The 18,403-nt window shown below is 67.6% G+C and carries 21 protein-coding genes; 16 read left to right on the top strand and 5 right to left on the bottom strand.

The genetic code is table 11. The annotated features are described in order from the left end of the window. Window positions 1-108 precede the first annotated feature (108 nt). A complete protein-coding gene (locus tag ACVWWW_RS02410; RefSeq protein WP_051235664.1) occupies window positions 109-714 on the bottom strand; it encodes a DNA-3-methyladenine glycosylase in 606 nt (201 codons plus the stop codon). A gap of 147 nt (window positions 715-861) precedes the next feature. Then, a complete protein-coding gene (locus ACVWWW_RS02405; protein ID WP_027084033.1) occupies window positions 862-1,362 on the bottom strand; it encodes a hypothetical protein in 501 nt (166 codons plus the stop codon). 101 nt (window positions 1,363-1,463) lie between these two features. Here ACVWWW_RS02405 and ACVWWW_RS02400 point away from each other — a divergent pair, with 101 nt between their 5' ends. From ACVWWW_RS02400 to ACVWWW_RS02390, 3 genes are all read left to right on the top strand, one after another. Beyond that, window positions 1,464-2,189 (top strand): HAD family hydrolase, encoded by a 726-nt coding sequence (locus tag ACVWWW_RS02400; protein WP_027084034.1) that lies wholly within the window; start codon window positions 1,464-1,466, stop codon window positions 2,187-2,189. A gap of 103 nt (window positions 2,190-2,292) precedes the next feature. Beyond that, complete coding sequence (locus tag ACVWWW_RS02395) at window positions 2,293-2,760, top strand: hypothetical protein (protein WP_027084035.1); 468 nt, start codon at window positions 2,293-2,295, stop codon at window positions 2,758-2,760. Window positions 2,761-2,879: 119 nt separating this feature from the next. Beyond that, window positions 2,880-3,443 (top strand): hypothetical protein, encoded by a 564-nt coding sequence (locus ACVWWW_RS02390; protein WP_155914459.1) that lies wholly within the window; start codon window positions 2,880-2,882, stop codon window positions 3,441-3,443. Between the two features lie 181 nt (window positions 3,444-3,624). On the opposite strand, the gene rpsU is transcribed toward ACVWWW_RS02390, so the two are convergent. Then, window positions 3,625-3,840: a 30S ribosomal protein S21 gene (gene rpsU / locus ACVWWW_RS02385; RefSeq protein ID WP_027084036.1), complete on the bottom strand. Its 216-nt coding sequence runs from the start codon at window positions 3,838-3,840 to the stop codon at window positions 3,625-3,627. Window positions 3,841-3,993: 153 nt separating this feature from the next. Between rpsU and tsaD the strand changes: the two genes are divergently transcribed. From tsaD to folK, 3 genes are read left to right on the top strand one after another with little or no spacing between them, the layout of a single operon-like run. Beyond that, window positions 3,994-5,049: a tRNA (adenosine(37)-N6)-threonylcarbamoyltransferase complex transferase subunit TsaD gene (tsaD, locus tag ACVWWW_RS02380; RefSeq protein WP_027084037.1), complete on the top strand. Its 1,056-nt coding sequence runs from the start codon at window positions 3,994-3,996 to the stop codon at window positions 5,047-5,049. 54 nt (window positions 5,050-5,103) lie between these two features. Further along, complete coding sequence (gene folB / locus ACVWWW_RS02375; protein WP_027084038.1) at window positions 5,104-5,460, top strand: dihydroneopterin aldolase; 357 nt, start codon at window positions 5,104-5,106, stop codon at window positions 5,458-5,460. Then, window positions 5,457-5,945 carry a 2-amino-4-hydroxy-6-hydroxymethyldihydropteridine diphosphokinase gene (folK, locus tag ACVWWW_RS02370; RefSeq protein WP_027084039.1) on the top strand — a complete coding sequence of 163 codons (489 nt, stop codon included), beginning with the start codon at window positions 5,457-5,459 and terminating at the stop codon, window positions 5,943-5,945. The genes folB and folK overlap by 4 nt, the downstream gene beginning before the upstream one ends. Window positions 5,946-5,951: 6 nt before the next feature. Here folK and ACVWWW_RS02365 read toward each other — a convergent pair whose 3' ends face one another. Further along, complete coding sequence (locus ACVWWW_RS02365) at window positions 5,952-6,353, bottom strand: hypothetical protein (protein WP_027084040.1); 402 nt, start codon at window positions 6,351-6,353, stop codon at window positions 5,952-5,954. Window positions 6,354-6,413: 60 nt separating this feature from the next. Beyond that, window positions 6,414-7,163: a pteridine reductase gene (locus ACVWWW_RS02360; RefSeq protein ID WP_027084041.1), complete on the bottom strand. Its 750-nt coding sequence runs from the start codon at window positions 7,161-7,163 to the stop codon at window positions 6,414-6,416. Window positions 7,164-7,217: 54 nt separating this feature from the next. Here ACVWWW_RS02360 and ACVWWW_RS02355 point away from each other — a divergent pair, with 54 nt between their 5' ends. The 10 genes from ACVWWW_RS02355 (at window position 7,218) to ACVWWW_RS02310 (ending at window position 18,383) form a co-directional block, all read left to right on the top strand. After that, window positions 7,218-8,438 (top strand): SAM-dependent methyltransferase, encoded by a 1,221-nt coding sequence (locus ACVWWW_RS02355; RefSeq protein WP_027084042.1) that lies wholly within the window; start codon window positions 7,218-7,220, stop codon window positions 8,436-8,438. After that, window positions 8,435-8,794 carry a VanZ family protein gene (locus ACVWWW_RS02350; RefSeq protein ID WP_051235611.1) on the top strand — a complete coding sequence of 120 codons (360 nt, stop codon included), beginning with the start codon at window positions 8,435-8,437 and terminating at the stop codon, window positions 8,792-8,794. The genes ACVWWW_RS02355 and ACVWWW_RS02350 overlap by 4 nt, the downstream gene beginning before the upstream one ends. 51 nt (window positions 8,795-8,845) lie before the next feature. Beyond that, on the top strand, window positions 8,846-9,979 hold the full coding sequence (gene mltB / locus ACVWWW_RS02345; RefSeq protein ID WP_051235613.1) for a lytic murein transglycosylase B: 1,134 nt from the start codon (window positions 8,846-8,848) through the stop codon (window positions 9,977-9,979). Further along, complete coding sequence (locus ACVWWW_RS02340; protein ID WP_027084043.1) at window positions 9,976-11,259, top strand: septal ring lytic transglycosylase RlpA family protein; 1,284 nt, start codon at window positions 9,976-9,978, stop codon at window positions 11,257-11,259. Before mltB ends, ACVWWW_RS02340 begins: the two co-directional genes overlap by 4 nt. A gap of 94 nt (window positions 11,260-11,353) precedes the next feature. Continuing rightward, window positions 11,354-12,565 carry a D-alanyl-D-alanine carboxypeptidase family protein gene (locus ACVWWW_RS02335; protein WP_036143288.1) on the top strand — a complete coding sequence of 404 codons (1,212 nt, stop codon included), beginning with the start codon at window positions 11,354-11,356 and terminating at the stop codon, window positions 12,563-12,565. Between the two features lie 157 nt (window positions 12,566-12,722). Next, a complete protein-coding gene (locus ACVWWW_RS02330; RefSeq protein WP_027084045.1) occupies window positions 12,723-13,658 on the top strand; it encodes a CsgG/HfaB family protein in 936 nt (311 codons plus the stop codon). 88 nt (window positions 13,659-13,746) lie between these two features. After that, the gene (locus ACVWWW_RS02325; RefSeq protein ID WP_027084046.1) at window positions 13,747-14,025 is read left to right on the top strand and encodes a DUF493 family protein; all 279 of its coding nucleotides are present in this window, start codon (window positions 13,747-13,749) and stop codon (window positions 14,023-14,025) included. Window positions 14,026-14,036: 11 nt separating this feature from the next. Continuing rightward, window positions 14,037-14,717, top strand: a complete 681-nt coding sequence (gene lipB, locus ACVWWW_RS02320) for a lipoyl(octanoyl) transferase LipB (protein WP_027084047.1) — start codon at window positions 14,037-14,039, stop codon at window positions 14,715-14,717. Between the two features lie 178 nt (window positions 14,718-14,895). After that, window positions 14,896-15,906 carry a lipoyl synthase gene (lipA, locus tag ACVWWW_RS02315; RefSeq protein WP_027084048.1) on the top strand — a complete coding sequence of 337 codons (1,011 nt, stop codon included), beginning with the start codon at window positions 14,896-14,898 and terminating at the stop codon, window positions 15,904-15,906. A gap of 299 nt (window positions 15,907-16,205) precedes the next feature. Continuing rightward, complete coding sequence (locus ACVWWW_RS02310; protein WP_027084049.1) at window positions 16,206-18,383, top strand: carboxy terminal-processing peptidase; 2,178 nt, start codon at window positions 16,206-16,208, stop codon at window positions 18,381-18,383. Window positions 18,384-18,403 lie beyond the last annotated feature (20 nt).

The following is an 18,403-nucleotide window of genomic DNA, read 5'->3' as shown; positions in this document are numbered from 1 at the left end:
TCGAGTCCATCTCCGGCCGCCTCCGGCCATGCCTAGCGGGAGGTGGTCCTCCCTAACGTTCTATCGGCCGGGCGCGTTCCTGACTTGAACGGTCGGCCGTGACGGGTTTCAGGCTTTCGAGACGAACGGGGTGCAAGGAACGTACCACCGCCACGGTGCATCCACGGCGTGACGGATGCCGATCCGGCCGCCGTTTACGGGCTGTTCGGGCGGAGGTGTGCCGTCGTCCACGATTCTCAGTCCGCCAACGCCGGTGATGAGGTCGATGCCGTCCTGCGCTCCGGTAATGTCGAACGCAGCGCACAGGCGCGCCGGCCCGCGACAGAGATCGACGTCACGTTTCGCCGCAGGTCGCGCGGCACGCATCAGCTCCAGGCCATCGAGCGGCTCGAGCGCGCGAATCAGCACCGCGACGCCTTCGCCGTCCTCGCCGCAGACCGGGTTGCAGCACCAGTGCATGCCGTAGGTGAAGTAGACATACAGCCGCCCCGGCGGGCCGAACATGGTGCGGGTGCGCGGCGTCGGGCCGCGATAGCTGTGCGCCGCCGGATCCTCCGCGCCGCAGTAGGCTTCGGTTTCGACGATGCGACCGCGACGGCCGTCGTCGCGCACCAGCACTTTGTTGAGCAGCTCGACCGCGACGATGCGCGGATCGCGCCGGTAGAACGCACGCGTAAGCGTTCGCCCGCGCCGCCGGTGCGACGACGCATTCACCACGCGCGCCGGAGCATCGCGGCCCGCCCATCGCCAGGGTCATGCATGCCCGCCCGCGTCCGTCTTGTCGGCTGCCTGCCGAGCCTCATCATCTCCGTCGTGCTGACCATCCTGGTCAACGTTCTATTGCGCGCCTGCAGCGTCTGATCAGCGCAGCGTGCTGGTCGACTGCTCGAACGGCAGCAGCGTCGCGCCGGTGGCTTCGATCGCCGGTCGCGCGGCTTGGTGGGTCGGCAGGTCGCTGTCGGTGACCAAGAGGATGCGCCCCGCGGCGATTTCGTCGTGGAATTTTTGACGCACCGGATCCGGCAGGCCCGAACCGAACAGCGCCGACGAGAAACCGCCGATGCCCGCCCCCGCCAGCGCAGCGATGCCCGCGCCTGCCAGCGTGATGCCGACCGGTGGAAACACCATCGCAGCGAGCCCGAGCAGCAGGCCGGTGGCGCCGCCGGCGACCATGCCCTTGATAGCACCGGGTATGGCGTCGCTGTCGGCTTCCTTGTGATCGTTCGAGATCGCGTCGAGCTCGATGTCCGAGCGCGCGACGAGCATCAGGCATTCCTCGCCGATACCCGCGTTGCGCGCAGCGTTCATCGCGGCGCGCGTCATGTCGAGGTCGGTGGTGCTGTAGACGTGGCGGGTCTTCATCGCGACTCCTCATGTGCACGCGTTGCGGACGTGCCGGATCGCGGCAGCGTGGCGCGCGCCGGGTACACGAGGCGTGAGGGGCTGTCTGCGATAATCCGCGCATGACACTGAAGATGATCGGCTTCGACGGCGACGACACGCTGTGGCGAAGCGAAGACTATTTCGCGCAGGCGCAGGCGACGTTCGAATCGATCGTCGCGCCGTATGTCGAACTGCGTGGCGAGGCGTTGCACCAGCGCTTGTACGCGGTCGAGAAGCGCAACATCGCTGTGTTCGGCTACGGCGTGAAAGGCATGGCGCTGTCGATGATCGAAACCGCCATCGAGATCACCGACGCGCGGATCGCGGCCGCCGACATCCATCGCATCGTGCAGCTCGCGCAGACCATGCTGCGGCATCCGGTCGAGTTGCTGCCGGGCATTCGCGAAGCGGTCGAACGCATTGCATCGCGATGGCCGGTCGTGCTGATCACCAAGGGCGATCTGTTCCACCAGGAAGCGAAGGTGCGTGACTCCGGTCTCGCGGACCTGTTCCATCGCATCGAGATCGTCAGCGAGAAGGATGTCGGCACGTACGCGCGTCTGCTCGACGAATTCGGCATCGACGCGCGCGACTTCGTGATGGTCGGCAACGCGATGCGTTCGGACATCGCGCCGGTCGTCGAACTGGGCGGCCACGGCGTGCACATCCCGTATCACCTCACGTGGGTGCACGAGCGGGAAGCGCATGTCGCCGATGCATCGCGCGTGCGGTCACTCGACAACGCCGCTGGCCTCTTCGACGTGCTCGACGAGATCGAACGCGCGATGACCGCAAAGACAACGTGAGCTGAGCCGATCCGCACCCTGCGGCGAAATTAAATAGGGATTCATTCCGGGGGGCGCATGGTCGACCCATGTCCCGCACGGTGCGGGGCGACTGGAGGATTCCATGGCTCTTACCCGCTGGGTCGCACCTGCCGTCCTCGCCGCCACGCTTGGCGTCGCATCGCTCGCGCCGGCCCCGGCCAAGGCGCAGTCGATGGATCAGCTCACGCAGATGATCGTCAACATCGCCGACGTCGCGTTCCGTGGTGGCCAGCCGTATTACAGCGGCGGCAACTACAGCGCCGACGACCGTCTGATCGTGCGCCAGGATGCCTACGGACGCCCGGTGTACTACCGCGTCGTCAATAACAACGCGTACAACAACGGCTACAACAGCAACTACTACAACAACGGCAACTACAACAATTCGTACTACAACACAGGCTATCGCACTGCACAGCCGTATGGCCGTGCCAATGGCTACTACCGCCAGACGCAACAGGCGCAGCGCGTGAAGTGCAAAAAGAACGGCAAGTGCAAGGCCGAGTACTACGACCCGCGCTATGACCAGAAGGGTTATTACGGTCGCTGATCCGTTCCTGCAGATGTGCTCCGGAAGCCACGGCCTCACGGCCGTGGCTTTTTCGCATGTCGCTGGCACTGCGACACCACCGCGCGCATGATCGACGCCGCCTGCACCGAGCCCACGCCATGACCCGTCTTCGCACCGCCACACTGCTGATCGCCGGTCTGCTCGCTTCCGGCGGGGCGTTCGCGCAGGCGGCATCCGCCGGTGATCGTCATACCGGCGACGCATGGATCGATGCGCGCCTGGTCGACATCGACAGCTACGCAGCGACGTACCACGACGCCTTCGTCGACGAGATGGCCCGCTATCACCGCGCGCCGCGCGAACTCGTGCAGGAACTGCTCGCGCGCCCGGGTTGGACGCCGGGCGACGTCTACTACGCCTGCAGCCTCGCGCAGCAATCGGGCCAGCCCTGCCGAAGCGTCGCCGACCTGCGCGCCAAGGATCCGCCGCCGGGCTGGGATGCGCTTGCGAAGCAGCTGGGCCTGACGTCCGGATCGCCCGGCCTGCATGCGCTCAAGCGCGACATCGTCGCGACCTACGACCGCTGGGCACGGCCGGTTCGGATGGATGCCGAGCTCGCGGCGGATTTCCCTCAGCACCCGCGTGAGGCGGCGAGGCCGGGCAAGCCCGATGCGGCCTCAGCCAAGCCGGCGCCGGCATCGTCGAGCCCAAACCACCACTAGCGGTTACGCATTCGCGGTGACTACCTCAGCGCGTCCGACGGGAGCGGTCGGTGGTTTAGTAGCGCACGCAACTCAACCGGCCTCGTCCCGCTGACATCCGAACGCAGAAAAGCCGGCCACGCGGGGCGTGGTCGGCTTTCTTGTGCTGCATCAACGCGCGCCGGCGAACCGGCGTCGCGGATCAGTACATGCGCTGGCGCTTGGTCACGTCGCGCGACGAACGGCGCGACTGACGCTTCACGGCCGCAGCCGCCTTGCGCTTGCGCTCCTGCGTCGGCTTTTCGTAGAACTCGCGCTTGCGGGTTTCAGCGAGCACGCCAGCCTTCTCGCAGGTGCGCTTGAAACGGCGCAGGGCAAATTCGAAAGGCTCGTTTTCGCGGACTTTGACGCTCGGCATAGGAATCTCGGTGTATAGGAACCGCCGGCCACGAGGCAGGCGAGCCGCCTATGATATCGGCCTGCCTAGCGGCATCGCAAGCCGCTGCTCTCACTTTTTCGTCATGCCGCCCCTGCCGGGGCCGGGGATGACCGCCGGACCGAGGCCAAGTCTTTGAAAATCCTGGGGATCGAGACCAGCTGCGACGAGACCGGGATCGCCGTGTACGACACGACGGACGGCCTTCTGGCGCATGCCGTCTACAGCCAGATTGCGCTGCACGCCGAGTATGGCGGCGTGGTGCCCGAGCTCGCCAGCCGCGACCACGTGCGCAAGACGCTGCCGCTGATCCGGCAGACGCTGGCCGAGGCCGGCGTCGCCACCACCGACCTCGACGGCGTCGCCTACACGGCCGGACCGGGACTGGTCGGCGCGCTGCTCGTGGGCGCCGGTGTGGCGCGCGCTCTGGCTTGGTCGCTGGATGTGCCGGCGGTCGCCGTCCACCACATGGAAGGCCATCTGCTGGCGCCGCTGATGGACGATGCGGACCAGCGGAACGCGCTGCACGCCGGACTCGCGCCCGAACCCTTCGTCGCGCTGCTGGTGTCCGGCGGGCACACGCAGCTGGTCGGTGTCGACGCCATCGGCCGCTACCGCCTGCTCGGCGAAACGCTGGACGACGCGGCCGGCGAGGCCTTCGACAAGACCGCGAAACTGATGGGCCTGCCGTATCCCGGCGGCCCACAGCTCGCCGCGATCGCCGAGCACGGCCGCCCCGGCGCATTCAAGTTCTCGCGCCCGATGACCGATCGTCCCGGCCTCGATTTCAGCTTCAGCGGGCTCAAGACGCAGGTACTGCTGGCGTGGCGCGCGTCCGACCAGAGCGACGCGACCCGCGCGGATATCGCGCGCGCATTCGAGGACGCCGTGGTCGACACGCTCGCGATCAAATGCGCACGTGCGCTCGACGAAACCGGCTTCCGTCGGCTCGTCGTATCCGGTGGCGTCGGTGCGAACCGCCGGCTGCGCGCGAAGCTGCAGGACCTGGCGGCCAAGCGCGACGCGATCGTCGGCTTCCCGCCGCCCGTGCTGTGCACCGACAACGGCGCGATGATCGCGTTCGCCGGCGCGCTGCGGCTGCAGGCCGGCCAGCACGCGGATCTCGGCGTGCACGTCACGCCGCGCTGGGACATGTCGACGCTGCCTGCGGTGGACCTCGTGCCGGCGTGAGTGGACATCGGGGCCGGCGTCCGTAGCATCGCCGCACCGCAACGGGATGCCGCCATGGACCACGTCTTCATCGAAGGCCTCGAGATCGAGGCGCTGATCGGCATCTACGACTGGGAGCGCCGCGTGCGCCAGCGGCTGGTGTTCGACCTCGAGATGGCCTTCGACAACCGCATCCCGGCTGCGAGCGACGACATCGCGCACACGCTCAACTACAAGGACGTGAGCACGCGCATTCGCGATTATGTCGCCGCATCGGGTTTCGGGCTGGTGGAAACACTGGCCGAACGCGTGGCTGAGCTCGTCTTGACCGAATTTCCCGTGCAGCACCTGCGCTTGAAGCTGAGCAAACCCGGCGCCGTTCGCGGGGCACGCGCCGTCGGCGTGATGATCGAACGCTCGCGCGCGGCATGAGCGGCCGCGCGTACCTGAGCCTCGGCAGTAACGTCGAGCCGGAGCGTCATTTGCGTGCGGCGATCGACGCACTGCGCGCACGCTTCGGTGATGTCGTCACATCGCCGGCCTATCGCACGCCCGCGGTCGGTTTCGACGGTCCTGCGTTCCTCAACTCGGCAGCGATCATCGACAGCGACCTCGAGCCGCAGGCACTCAACGACTGGCTGCATGCGCTCGAGGATGCGCACGGTCGCGACCGCAGCGGCCCGCGTTTTTCCGACCGCACGCTCGACATCGACATCGTGCTGTTCGACGACCGCGTGCTCGATGGCGCGGGCAACCTGCGCATTCCGCGCCCCGAGCTGAAGCACGCGTTCGTGCTGCGTCCGCTCGCCGACATCGCACCGGATGTGATCGTGCCGGGTGCTGATCGCACGCTTTCGCAGCTGTGGCGGGCGCACGCGGACTACGGAATGCCGGGCGAGGTCGTGTCGCTCGACTGAGCGCGCCTAGCGATCGTTCGGCATCGCCGGCAACGACAAGGCTTCGGCCTCGATCCACGCGATCGCCTCGTCGACGTCGCCGAATACATCGAAGTTGAAACCGATGCGTCGGCCGATGATGAAGCCGATGCGCCCCGGATCGACCAGATGTGGCGGCATCACCAGCGCCATGACGAAACCCGGCGCGGACTCGGCGGCGGTCGCCCATTCGAAGACGCTGTCGATGCGCAGCGAGAGCGACGGGTTTTCGTTGCCGCGCCAGTTCACGAAGTCGACGAGGAGCTTGCGACCGCCGGCCTCGCACGTCTCGCGGATCGCCGTCGTCACTGCGGCACGTGCGGCATGCAGCGGCAGATCGTTGCCGGGTGCGATGCGCACCAGATCGCCGGGCATCACGGAGTCGGCCATGGCGCTGCTTCTTCGACGGGTCGAGCCGACTTTAGGCCTGCGGCCACGGGCGGTCGAGGCCTAGCCGCCGGCGATGGTGCGGCCGCCGTCGATCGCGATGACCTGGCCGGTGCAGTAGGCGGCATCGAACAGCAGCCAGCGCACGGCATCGGCGATGTCCTCGGGCGTACCCGTGCGACCGAGCGGCGTGCGCGCGAGCATTGCGTCGCGCGCGGCGGTGTCGCCGTCGTTTTCCGGCCACAGGATCGCGCCCGGTGCGATCGCGTTGACGCGCACGTCCGGGCCGAGTTCAAGCGCGAGCGACTTGGTCGCCATCACCAGCGCGGCCTTGGCCATGCAATAGATCGAATGCTGCGGCAGCGGCCGGTCGGCGTAGATATCGGCGATGTTGACGATGGCGCCGCGTGTCGCGCGCAGGTGCGGCGCGGCCGCCTGTGCGAGGAAGAACGGTGCGCGCGCGTTCGATGCGAACAGGTCGTCCCATTGCGCAGGCGTAACGCTGCCGAGCGGTGTCGCGCGGAACGTCGATGCGTTGTTGACGAGCCCGTCGAGACGGCCGAATCGGCCCACGGTTTTCGCGACGAGTTCGGCAAGACGATCGAACTCGGCGAGGTCCGCCTGCAGCGGCAACGTCGACCCCGGCCGCACGCGCTCGAGTTCGCTGCACAGCGCGAGCGCCTCGTCGGCCGAGCCGCGGTAGTGCAGCGCAATGTCGCAGCCGGCGGCGTGCAGCCGTCGGACGATCGCAGCGGCAATGCGTCGCGCCGCGCCCGTCACCAGCACCACCGGGCGTGCATCGCCCGTCGCCATCGCCTGCATCACCGCTCCTTTCGACACGCGTCCCGTATCCTGCGCGAGTCTCCCATGTCCCGTGTCCCGATGCCGATCGATCCTGCCGCGCGCGCTGCGTCCGAGCTTCCGATGCCCGACGAGGCGGCGCAGGCGCACAGCCGCAAACTCGCCGCGCATATCGACGCGGAGATCGCCGCGTCGGGCGGCGCGATTCCGTTCTCGCGCTTCATGGAACTCGCGCTCTACGCGCCGGGCCTCGGCTACTACAGCGCGGGTGCGACGAAGTTCGGCGAAGCCGGCGATTTCGTGACCGCACCCGAACTCGGCCCTGTATTCGCCGCATGCGTCGCCGACGCGGTCGCGCCGGTGCTGCAGCAATTGGGACCGGGCGCGCTGATGCTGGAACTTGGCGGTGGCACCGGTGCGTTCGCGCAGGTCGCGTTGATGCGCCTGCTGGAACTCGACGCGCTGCCGTCGCGCTATCTCATCCTCGAACCGTCGGCGCAGCTGCGCGAACGCCAGCGCGCGCGGCTGTTCGAACGCCTGCATCCGATGCTGTTCGAACTGGTCGAATGGGTCGACGGCCCGGTGCCGCACGACTGGAACGGCGTGCTGTTCGCGAACGAAGTGATCGATGCGCTGCCGACGCCGCGTTTCGCGATCCGCAACAGCGAGGTGATGGAGCAGTACGTCGCCAGCGACGGCGAGCGCTTCGTGACTCAGTGGCGCCCCGGCGATTCGATGCTTGTGCAATCCGTACGCCATATCGAACGCCGCATCGGCCGCGCACTGCCTGACGGTTACGTCTCTGAAGTGCTGCCGCAACTGCCGTACTGGATCCAGGCGGTGTCCGGCGGCATGAAGCGCGGCGCGATGCTGTTCGTCGACTACGGCTATGCGCGCGACGAGTTCTACGCGGACGATCGAAGCAACGGCACGCTGCGCGCGTTCTATCGGCACCGCATGCACGACGACGTGTTCGCATGGCCGGGCCTGCAGGACGTGACTGCATCGGTCGATTTCACTGCCCTCGGCGAAGCCGGGCTGGCGGCAGGTTTCGATTTTGCCGGCTACTGTTCGCAGGCAAGCTTCCTGCTCGGCAACGGGCTGGCCGGCGTGCTGTCGCGCATCGAGCAGATCGGTGACGAGGCCGAACGCATGCGTCGCACCAACGAGGTCAAGCACCTCACGCTGCCCAGCGAAATGGGCGAGCGCTTCCAGGCGATGGGCTTTTCCAAGGATGTCGAATTCGGCGCGGCTTTCCTCGTCGGCGACCTGAGCCATCGGCTGTGACATCGCGTCCGGCATGGGCACTGCCGCTGTGGATCGCGATGTATGTCGCGATCACGATCGGTTCGCTGCTGCCCGCGCACGACCTCCCGTCGCCGGTGTTCGAGGGCATGGACAAGGTCGAGCATGCGCTGGGCTACGCGGTGCTCGCGGCGTACGGCACGTGGCTGTATCCGACGCGCTGGTTGCGCGTGCTCGTCACGGTGATCGTGTTCGGCATCGCGATCGAGATCGCGCAGGGCCTGTTCACGACATCGCGCTCGGCCGATCCACTCGATGCACTCGCCGATGCGATCGGCGCCGCGCTCGCGCAAGCGGCCTGGCGCGCCTCGCGTCACCGCGCTGAACCGTCGCCGTAGCGGCCGTAAAACGTGTGATTCGCGCGAAAATCGCGTGATAACCTCGCGACGATGACGACGATCCGACGCCCCCTTCTGCGCGCGCTCACCTGCGCGATCGCACTCGCCGCCGCGTCCTGCGCGGTGCCGCCGCCGACCGTGCCGACCACGCCACCGCCGGTGGTGACGCCGCCTCCGCCGCCTCCGGTTCCGGCGCGCGTTCCGTTCGAAGCCGCGCGCGCGAAGTTCGTGCAGGACACCGCGAAGCAGTACGGCATCGATTCGGCGTACATCCAGTCGGTGCTGGCGAAGGCACAGATCCGCGATTCGATCGTCACCGCAATGTCGCGGCCGGCCGAAGCCAAGCCGTGGCGCGACTACCGGCCGATCTTCCTGACCGATGCGCGCATCAACGCCGGTCGCCAGTTCTACGCCGACAACCGCAGCGACCTCGCCAGCGCCGAAGCGCGCTACGGCGTGCCGGCCGAGATCATCACCGCGATCATCGGCGTCGAAACCAGTTACGGCGCGAACAAGGGCAGCTATCCGGTCGTCGATGCGCTGTACACGCTCGCCTTCGCGTACCCGCGCAGCGGCGATCCGGCGAAGGCGGCGCGCGAGGAGCAGCGCGAGCAGTTCTTCCGTGGCGAGCTGGGCCAACTGTTCGCGCTCGGCAAGGAAACCGGTTTCGACATCACCCAGCTCAAGGGCAGCTATGCCGGCGCGATGGGCTGGGGGCAGTTCATGCCGTCGAGCTATCGCGAGTTCGCGGTCGACGGCGACGGCGACGGGCGTCGCGACCTGTTCGACAACAAGGCCGACGTGTTCGCGTCGATCGCCAACTACTTCGCGAAGAAGGGCGGCTGGGTACGCGGCGGGCCGATCGCGGTGCGCGTGACCCATGATCCGTCGGCACAGACCTTCGAGCCCGAAGCGCTCGATCCGATCTACACGATGAGCGAGTTGCAGGCACGCGGTTATCGGCCGCTTGCATCGGTGCCGCCGGGCGTGAGCGCGGTGCCGCTGCGTTTCGACGGCGCCAACGGTGTCGAATACTGGCTCGGCTTCCGCAATTTCTACGCGATCACCCGCTATAACATCTCGAAGCATTACGCGATGGCGGTGTACCAGCTGGCCGAATCGATCGCCGGCCGCGATGTACCGCCGCTTCCTGCCGCCGCAACCGGAACTGCTCCGGCCCCATGAAGAAGCTCGTCGTCGTGCTGGTCTGCGCGGGCCTTGCCGCCTGCGCAAGCGCTCCACGCCCGTCATCGGCACCGCCGTCGTCGACCGCATCGGTCGTGCGGCCGTCGCCGTCGCCTGCGGGCCATGACTGCAGCTGGTACCAGCCGGCCGAGGAAGACCTGAGCAAGCGCGGCGATTACGTCGCCGGCGGGCTGTACCGGCCCGACGAGAACGATCGCGTGCCGACCGCGATTCCGGATGTCGCGTGTATTCCGGAACCGCAGGTCGTGTCGCTGCCGCGTTCCAAGCTCGGCAACAAGCCGGTCTATACGGTGCTCGACAAGGAATACCGCGTACTCGACGACACGCATGGCTTCGTCGAGGAAGGCCTGGCGTCGTACTACGGCGAGAAATTCCACGGCCGCCGCACGTCGAACTGGGAGGTGTACGACATGTACGCCTTCAGCGCGGCGCACAAGACGCTGCCGCTGCCGAGCTTCGCGCGCGTCACCAATCTCGGCAACGGCAAGTCGGTGGTGGTGCGCATCAACGATCGCGGGCCGTTCCACGACGGCCGTGTCATGGACCTGAGTCTTGCGGCCGCGGTGAAGCTCGGCATCTATCCGGCCGGCACGGGGCGGGTGCGCGTCGAAGCGCTGCAGCCGGGCGACCCGGCGACCGGCACGACATTCGCGTCGACGACGCCGGCGCCTGCGACACAACCGAAGCCGACACCGACTGCGCTCGACGTCGCCACGCGCGACTACCGTTATGCGGTGCGCCCGGCCGACGGCAGCACGCAAACGCAGGGCTTCGAGGACTGGATGGCGCAGCGCGGCGTGCATGTCGCGACGGGCAAGCCGGCGACGATCGTGCCGTCGACCACGCAGGTCGCGACGGCCGAGCGCACGACGGTGACGATGCCGAGCGCGACGCAGACGGTCGTGACGTCCGCATCGCTCGCCGCGCCGACAACGTCCGTCGCCGTAACGCCACTGCCCCCAACTGCGAGCGCGCCTGTCGTCAGCGCACCTACGTTCACTACACCCGCCGCCACCGCATCGATCGACGACGCGATCACCCTGCAGGTCGCGAGCTTCTCCGCGCGCGACAACGCCGATCGCGCGCTCGCCACGCTGCGCGATGCCGGCATCGCCGGCGCGCAACTCTTTGATGCCGTCGCCAAGGGCCAGCCGATCTGGCGCCTGCGCATCGGCCCGCTTCCCGCCGCTGGCGAGGCGGAACTCGCCGCGCGTGTCCGCGGTCTAGGCTTCGCCACGCCGCAACGCGTGCACGATTGAGTCGCCGCGCGGGTTTGCCCGCGGCGTCCGTGCGTCCAGAATGTCCATCCGCATCCGTTCGACCGCCGCCCTGCCGGCCCGGAGTCCCGTCCCGATGAAGTCCCCCGCCCGTCTCGCCGGCCTGCTTGCCGCCGGTCTCACCCTGTCGCTCGGCCTGGCCGTCGCCCAGACCGGCCCGGTGCCGAACAACACGCCGCCGCCGGCCGCGATCGACGAGCTGCCCGTTCCGCCGCCGCCGGCCGTGAACGCCAAGGCCTGGATCCTGATGGACTACGCGAGCGGCAACGTGCTCGCGGGCCAGAACTACGACGCGCAGGTCGAGCCGGCGAGCATCACCAAGGTGATGACGAGCTACGTGGTCGCCGCCGAGCTCAAGGCTGGCAAGGTCAAGCGCGAGGATCAGGTCATGATGACCGAGAACGCGTGGCGCAAAGGCGGCGCCGGCACCGAGGGTTCGTACTCGGGCTTCGAGGTCAACAAGACCGCACCGCTGATCGAGATGGAAAAGGGCATGGTGGTGCAGTCGGGTAACGACGCCGCCATCGCGCTCGCCGAGCACATCGCCGGCAGCGAGGACGCGTTCGCGTCGCTGATGAACGCCTACGCCGCGCGCATCGGCCTCAAGCACACGCACTGGGCGAACCCGGATGGCCTGCCGGCCGAAGGCCACTACACGACGGCGCACGATCTGGCGCTGCTCGGGCGCGCGCTGATCCACGACTACCCGGAGTCGTACTCGCTCAACAAGATCAAGGAATACACGGTCGGCCCGATCACGCAGAGCAACCGCAACCGCCTGCTGTGGCGCGACCCGTCGGTCGATGGCATCAAGACCGGCCACACCGCGACCGCCGGCTACTGCCTTATGGGCTCGGCGCAGCGCGGCGACCAGCGCCTGATCTCGGTGGTGATGGGCGAGCCCAGCGAACCCAATCGTGTCGACGACAGCCAGGCGCTGCTCAACTGGGGCTTCCGCTTCTTCGAGACGCACAAGCTCTACGACGCCGGCAAGCAGGTCGCGGTGCAGAAGGTCTGGAAGGGCAAGGAAGACCAGGTCCGCCTCGGCCTGTCCGAGCCGATGATGGTCACCCTGCCGCGCGGCCGCTACCAGCAGCTCAAGCCGGTGATGGACGTCCCGAAGCAGCTCGTCGGCCCGATCGCGAAGGGCCAGAAGATCGGCAGCGTGCGCGTGATGCTCGGCAACCAGGTACTCGCGCAGCGCCCGCTGATCGCGCTCGACGCGGTCGAGGAAGCCGGTTTCTTCAAGCGGCTCTGGCATGAGCTGCTGATGTGGTGGAACTCGTAAGCGCCACGCCTCGGATCCACGGACAAGCCGGCCTCGCGCCGGCTTTTTCGTCTTAGCGAATCCTTAGCGGGACGAGCCGATCGGCGGCGTCTTTACTGCCGCTATGCTGGCGGCCGGCGCGCCGCGCCGACCACCCAGCAGCCAGGAAGCTCGACGCATGACCGTTCGGAACACCGCACTTATCGCCCTCGCCTTCATCGCCCTGCCGGCGGCCGCCGCGAGCATCGACGAGACGCGCCAGCAGCAGACCGGGCAGATTCCGACCTGCGCGCGCCCGCTCGGCACGCTGTCGGTGATCGAGCCCGAGCACGGCACCAACTGGTGGTCCGGCCAGCAGCTCGAAGCGCCCAGCAAGCTCATCAAGCTCTTCGTCGCGAAGTCGCATTGCTTCACGCTGGTCGACCGTGGCATGGGCATGGACGCAGCGATGCGCGAGCGCGAACTCGCGTCCAGCGGCGAGCTGCGCAATCGCTCAAACATCGGCAAGGGCCAGATCAAGGCTGCGGACTACGTGATGGTCCCGGACCTCGTGAACGCCAACAACAATGCGAGTGGCAACAACATCGGCGGGTTGCTCGGCGGCTTGGTCGGTGGACGCGCGGGCGCCGCGATCGGCGGCCTGAACTTCAAGAGCAAGACGGCGAACGTCGTCCTGACCGTCACCGACGTGCGCTCGTCCGAGCAGGTCGCGATGGCCGAAGGCAACGCCAAGAAGACCGACCTCGGCTGGTCCGGCAGCGGCGTGCTGTTTGGCAGTTCGGGGCTCGGTGGTCTGGGTGCAGGGGGCTACGCCAACACCGAAGTCGGCCAAGTCGTCACGCTCGCCTATCTACAGGCCTACACCGACGTGATCGCCCAGCTCGGCGGCTTGCCGGCCAACGCCAGCGCCGCCAACTCGACTCAGGCCGTCACGGTCGCCAAGCCCGCGCGCTTGTTCAGCGACGCCGCCGGCAAGGGCAAGGTCGTCCGCGCGCTCGACGTCGGCATGATGCTGTACCCCACCGGCCAGAAGCAGGGCGCGATGTGGGAAGTCGAGGACGAATTCGGCAACAAGGGCTGGGTGTCGTCGATGCTGCTACAGATGTCGAAGTAAGGCACGCCTCGCGCACTGCGGTCGCCCGGCGCGACCGCAATGCCTCGATGCATTGGGTCATGACGCTCTCGTCCCCATAATCGGGCCCATGGACATCCATTCCGACAACCCTGCGCACGGGTTCCAGTTCCCGGGCGAATTCGAACTGTCTGCGATGGGGCCGGCCGAGGCCGGGCTCGAAGTCACGCTGCCGCGCCTGTTGACCGAAGGCGGCGTCGACGTGGTGCACGAGGACGTGACGTGGAAGCCGTCGTCGAACGGCAAATACGTGTCGGTGCGCATCCGGTTCCGCGCGAACAATCGCGAGGATCACGATCGCGCGCACCGCATCCTGCGTGACCACCCGGAAGTGAAGTGGACGATCTGACCGCCTGCGCGGTGGCCGTTGCCGAGCCGGAATCCACGGCCCTCGACATCCCCGCTGCGCGCGTTCGCGATCTCGGTCGCCAGCCCTACGAGCCGGTGTGGCGCGCGATGCAGGCGTTCACCGATACCCGTGACGACACCACGCCCGACGAGCTGTGGATCGTCGAACACGATCCGGTGTTCACTCTCGGCCAGGCCGGTAAGCCCGAGCACGTGCTGATGGCGGGCGACATCCCGGTGATCCACGTCGATCGCGGCGGCCAGGTGACGTACCACGGCCCCGGCCAGATCGTGCTGTATCCGCTGCTCGATCTGCGCCGGCTCAAGGTCGGCGTCAAGGAATACGTCTGCCGGATCGAGCAGTCCATGATCGACACGCTGGCCGACTGGAACATCCACGCGGTACGCCGCGACGGCGCGCCCGGGGTCTACGTCAACGACGCGAAGATCGGCGCGCTGGGCATCCGCGTTCGGCGCGGCTGCACCTTCCACGGGCTGGCCTTCAACATCGCGATGGACCTGGAGCCGTTCCGCCGCATCAATCCGTGCGGCTACGCCGGCCTGCAGGTGACGAGCATGGCGGATCTCGGCGGGCCGTCCGGGCTGGACGCCGTCAAGCCGCGGCTGGTCGCTCACATCGCCCGCCAGTTTGGGCTTTCGACGGTCGACGCGGCGCCGTCGCTTCCGGCCTGATCCAGCGGCCCACGCAGCCCCGCCGCGAACCATTTCGCGGCCGCTGCCGACGTCTCGCCTCGATCGTCGTTTCCATAACCCCGCCCCACCGTTTCCCGCACGTTTTGGCGTTCACCGCCCCAGCGCGGGACAATGCAGGCCCGGCCATCGCCGGATCGCTTCCTCCACGGCCGCCGCCATGACCGAGTCCGCTCCGCGCACCATTCCCCTCGCCGTCGTCGACAGCGCGCCCGCGCCGCTGGTCGAGGGCGCGAAGCAGCTCGGCGGCGACAAGATCGGCCGCAGCCCGGTGAAGTTCGAGGACGCCCCGGTGTTGCGCAAGCCGTCGTGGATCCGCGTGCGCATTCCGTCGGGCAACGCGGTCGCCAACCTCAAGGCCAAGCTGCGCGAGAACCGCCTCGTCACCGTCTGCGAGGAAGCCAGCTGCCCGAACATCCACGAGTGTTTCGGCCACGGCACCGCCACCTTCATGATCCTCGGTGAGGTCTGCACGCGACGCTGCAGCTTCTGCGATGTCGCGCATGGCCGGCCGAAGCCGCCCGATGCCGGCGAACCGTTGAAGCTCGCGCAAACCGTCGCCGACATGGGCCTGCGCTACGTCGTGGTCACCAGCGTCGACCGTGACGATCTCCGCGACGGCGGCGCGCAGCACTTCGTCGACTGCATCCGTGAGATCCGCGCGCATTCGCCGCGCACCAAGATCGAGGTGCTGACGCCCGATTTCCGCGGCAAGGGCCGCATGGACCGCGCGCTGGATATCCTCGCGACCAATCCGCCCGATGTGTTCAACCACAACATCGAGACGGTGCCCGACCTGTATCCGAACGTGCGTCCCGGCGCCGACTACCAGTGGTCACTGACGCTGCTGCAGCGCTTCAAGGCGCAGCATCCTGACATCGCGACAAAGTCCGGCGTGATGCTCGGCCTCGGCGAAACGATGGAACAGGTGCAGGACACGTTGCGCGACCTGCGCGCGCACGACGTCGACATGGTCACCATCGGCCAGTACCTGCAGCCGACGCCGCACCATCATCCGGTGATGCGTTACTGGACGCCCGACGAGTTCAAGCAACTCGAAGACTTCGGTTACGCGCTCGGCTTCCACCACGTCGCGTCCGGTCCGCTGGTGCGTTCGTCGTATCACGCCGATCGCTCCGCCGCGGAAGCCGGCGTGGTCGAGACCGCCTGAGCGCGTTCAAAGCGCACATCGCGACACGCACTGTCGCGCGTCTCCACGCCGCATTCCCCTGTGCGCGGCGCATAGTCGACGACGTCGTCGTGAAGACGACGGCCGCTGGGTGACGGCGCCCGCATTTGGGCCTGAACGTACGGCGACGAATGCGGAATCCGGGTTGCACCGGGCCCTGCATCGCGTTCATATGCAACGAGCCCGTGCAACTTTCGGCACTGGGCTGCGGTCTGAATCGACTCCACCGTGGTATCCCGGCGATCCGCCGGACCTGATCGGCGTCCCCACGCCCGGTTCCGATGAAGCTAAAAACTCCCCTGCTCGCCCTTCTTCTCACCGCACCGCTCGCGTTGCTCGCGGGCCCGGACGGCGGGTCCAAGACCATCCCGAACGCGCCGACGCCCGACCAGGCCACCGCGGCCAAGCTGGTCTACGGCCTGTTGTCGGATAGTCGCTACGCGTATCGCCCGCGTGCGCTCGACGATTCGCTGTCGGCCGACATCTACAAGCGCTATCTCGAGTCGCTCGATCCGAACAAGCAGTTCTTCACCGCGCAGGACATCGCCAAGTTCGACGTCTACAAGACGCAGCTCGACGATGCGATCAAGAGCGGTGACCTGAGCCCGGCGTACGCGATCTTCGCGTCGTACCGCCAGCACGCCGCGGCGCGTGCGCAGTACGCACGCGATCTGCTCAAGCAGAACATCTTCGACTTCACGCGCAAGGACGACTTCCAGTTCGACCGCAAGGACGTGCCGTGGGCCGCCGACGACGCTGCGCTCGACACGCTGTGGAAGGAGTCGGTGCGCAACGACTGGCTGCGCCTGAAGCTCGCGGGCAAGCAGCCCGACGACATCCGCAAGACGCTCGACAAGCGTTACGCGAACCTCGCGCAGAACATCGGCGAGCTGAAGGGCGAGGACGTGTTCCAGTCCTTCCTCAACAGCTATGCGAATGCGGTCGATCCGCATACCGATTACTTCACCCCGCGCAGCGCCGACAACTTCAACCTCACGATGTCGAACACGCTGGAAGGCATCGGCGCGGTTCTGCAGAAGCAGGACGACGTCGTTGCGATCCGCGAGATCGTCGCCGGTGGTCCCGCGTCGAAGACCGGCAAGGTCAAGCCGGGCGATCGCGTGATGGCGGTCGGCCAGGGCACCAGCGGTGCGATGGAAGACGTGGTCGGCTGGCGCATCGACGATGTCGTCGCCAAGATCCGCGGTACCAAGGGCACGACCGTGCGACTCGACGTCGTGCCCGCGGAATCGCCGCTGGACGCCAAGCCGATGCGCGTGAACATCGTGCGCGATCGCGTGCGCCTCGAGGACCAGGCCGCGAAGGCCGAAACCATCGACGTGCCCGCGAGCAACGGCAAGCCGGCGCAGAAGATCGGCGTCATCAAGCTGCCGGCGTTCTATCAGGACTTCGACGCGCGCCGTCGTGGCGACAAGGACTTCGCGTCCGCCACGCGTGACGTGGCGAAGCTTCTGCAGACGCTGCAGGGCCAGCATGTCGATGGCGTCGTGCTCGACCTTCGCAACAACGGCGGCGGCTCGCTCGACGAAGCCATCGAACTCACCGGTCTCTTCATCGACCAGGGTCCGGTGGTGCAGGTGCGCGAGTCCGGCGGCCGCGTGACGGTCAATGGCGATGACGACAAGCAGATCGCGTGGGAGGGCCCGCTCGCGGTGCTCGTCAACCGCGGTTCGGCGTCGGCATCCGAGATCTTCGCGGGCGCAATCCAGGACTACGGTCGCGGCCTGATCATCGGCGAAGGCACGTTCGGCAAGGGCACCGTGCAGACGTTGCTCGACCTCGATCGTTGGCCGGCCAACGAACAGGCGCGCTTCGGCCAGGTCAAGCTCACCGTGCAGCAGTTCTTCCGCGTGAGCGGCAGCTCGACGCAGCACAAGGGCGTGGTGCCCGACATCGCGTTCCCGGCGTCGGTCGATGCCAGCGAGTTCGGTGAGAGCACCTACGACAACGCGCTGCCGTGGGCACGCATCGCCGCGGTGCCGCACACCGAGTACGGCGACTTCCGCCCGATCCTGCCGACGCTGCAGCAGCATCACGACCAGCGCATCGCCGCCGATCCCGAGTTTCAGTGGTGGAGCCAGGACGTCGAGCAGTTCCGTAAGGAACGCGCCGAGAAGACGGTGTCGCTCAACGAGGCCGATCGCCGCGCCGAACGCGACAAGGAAGAAGCCAAGCGCAAGACGCGCCAGGCCGAGCGCGCGAAGCTGGGCATCGCACTCGATCCGCTCGCGGATGACGATGACGACGGGCTGCAGGCGAACGAGCGCGACATCGCGAAGGATGCGCAGCGCGACAAGCTCGCCGAGAAGCGTCCGGATCCGCTGCTGCGCGAGGCCGCAACCATCCTCGGTGACGCGGTTGGCGTGCTGAACTCCGATCGCCAGCTGTCGGCCAAGGTGCTGCCGACCGCGCGCAGCCCCGGCCACTGGGCGGACTGACGCACGGCGCACATCGCAAC

The organism is Lysobacter sp. HA18 (assembly GCF_054057595.1).
This window is presented reverse-complemented; position numbering and strand designations above follow the sequence as displayed.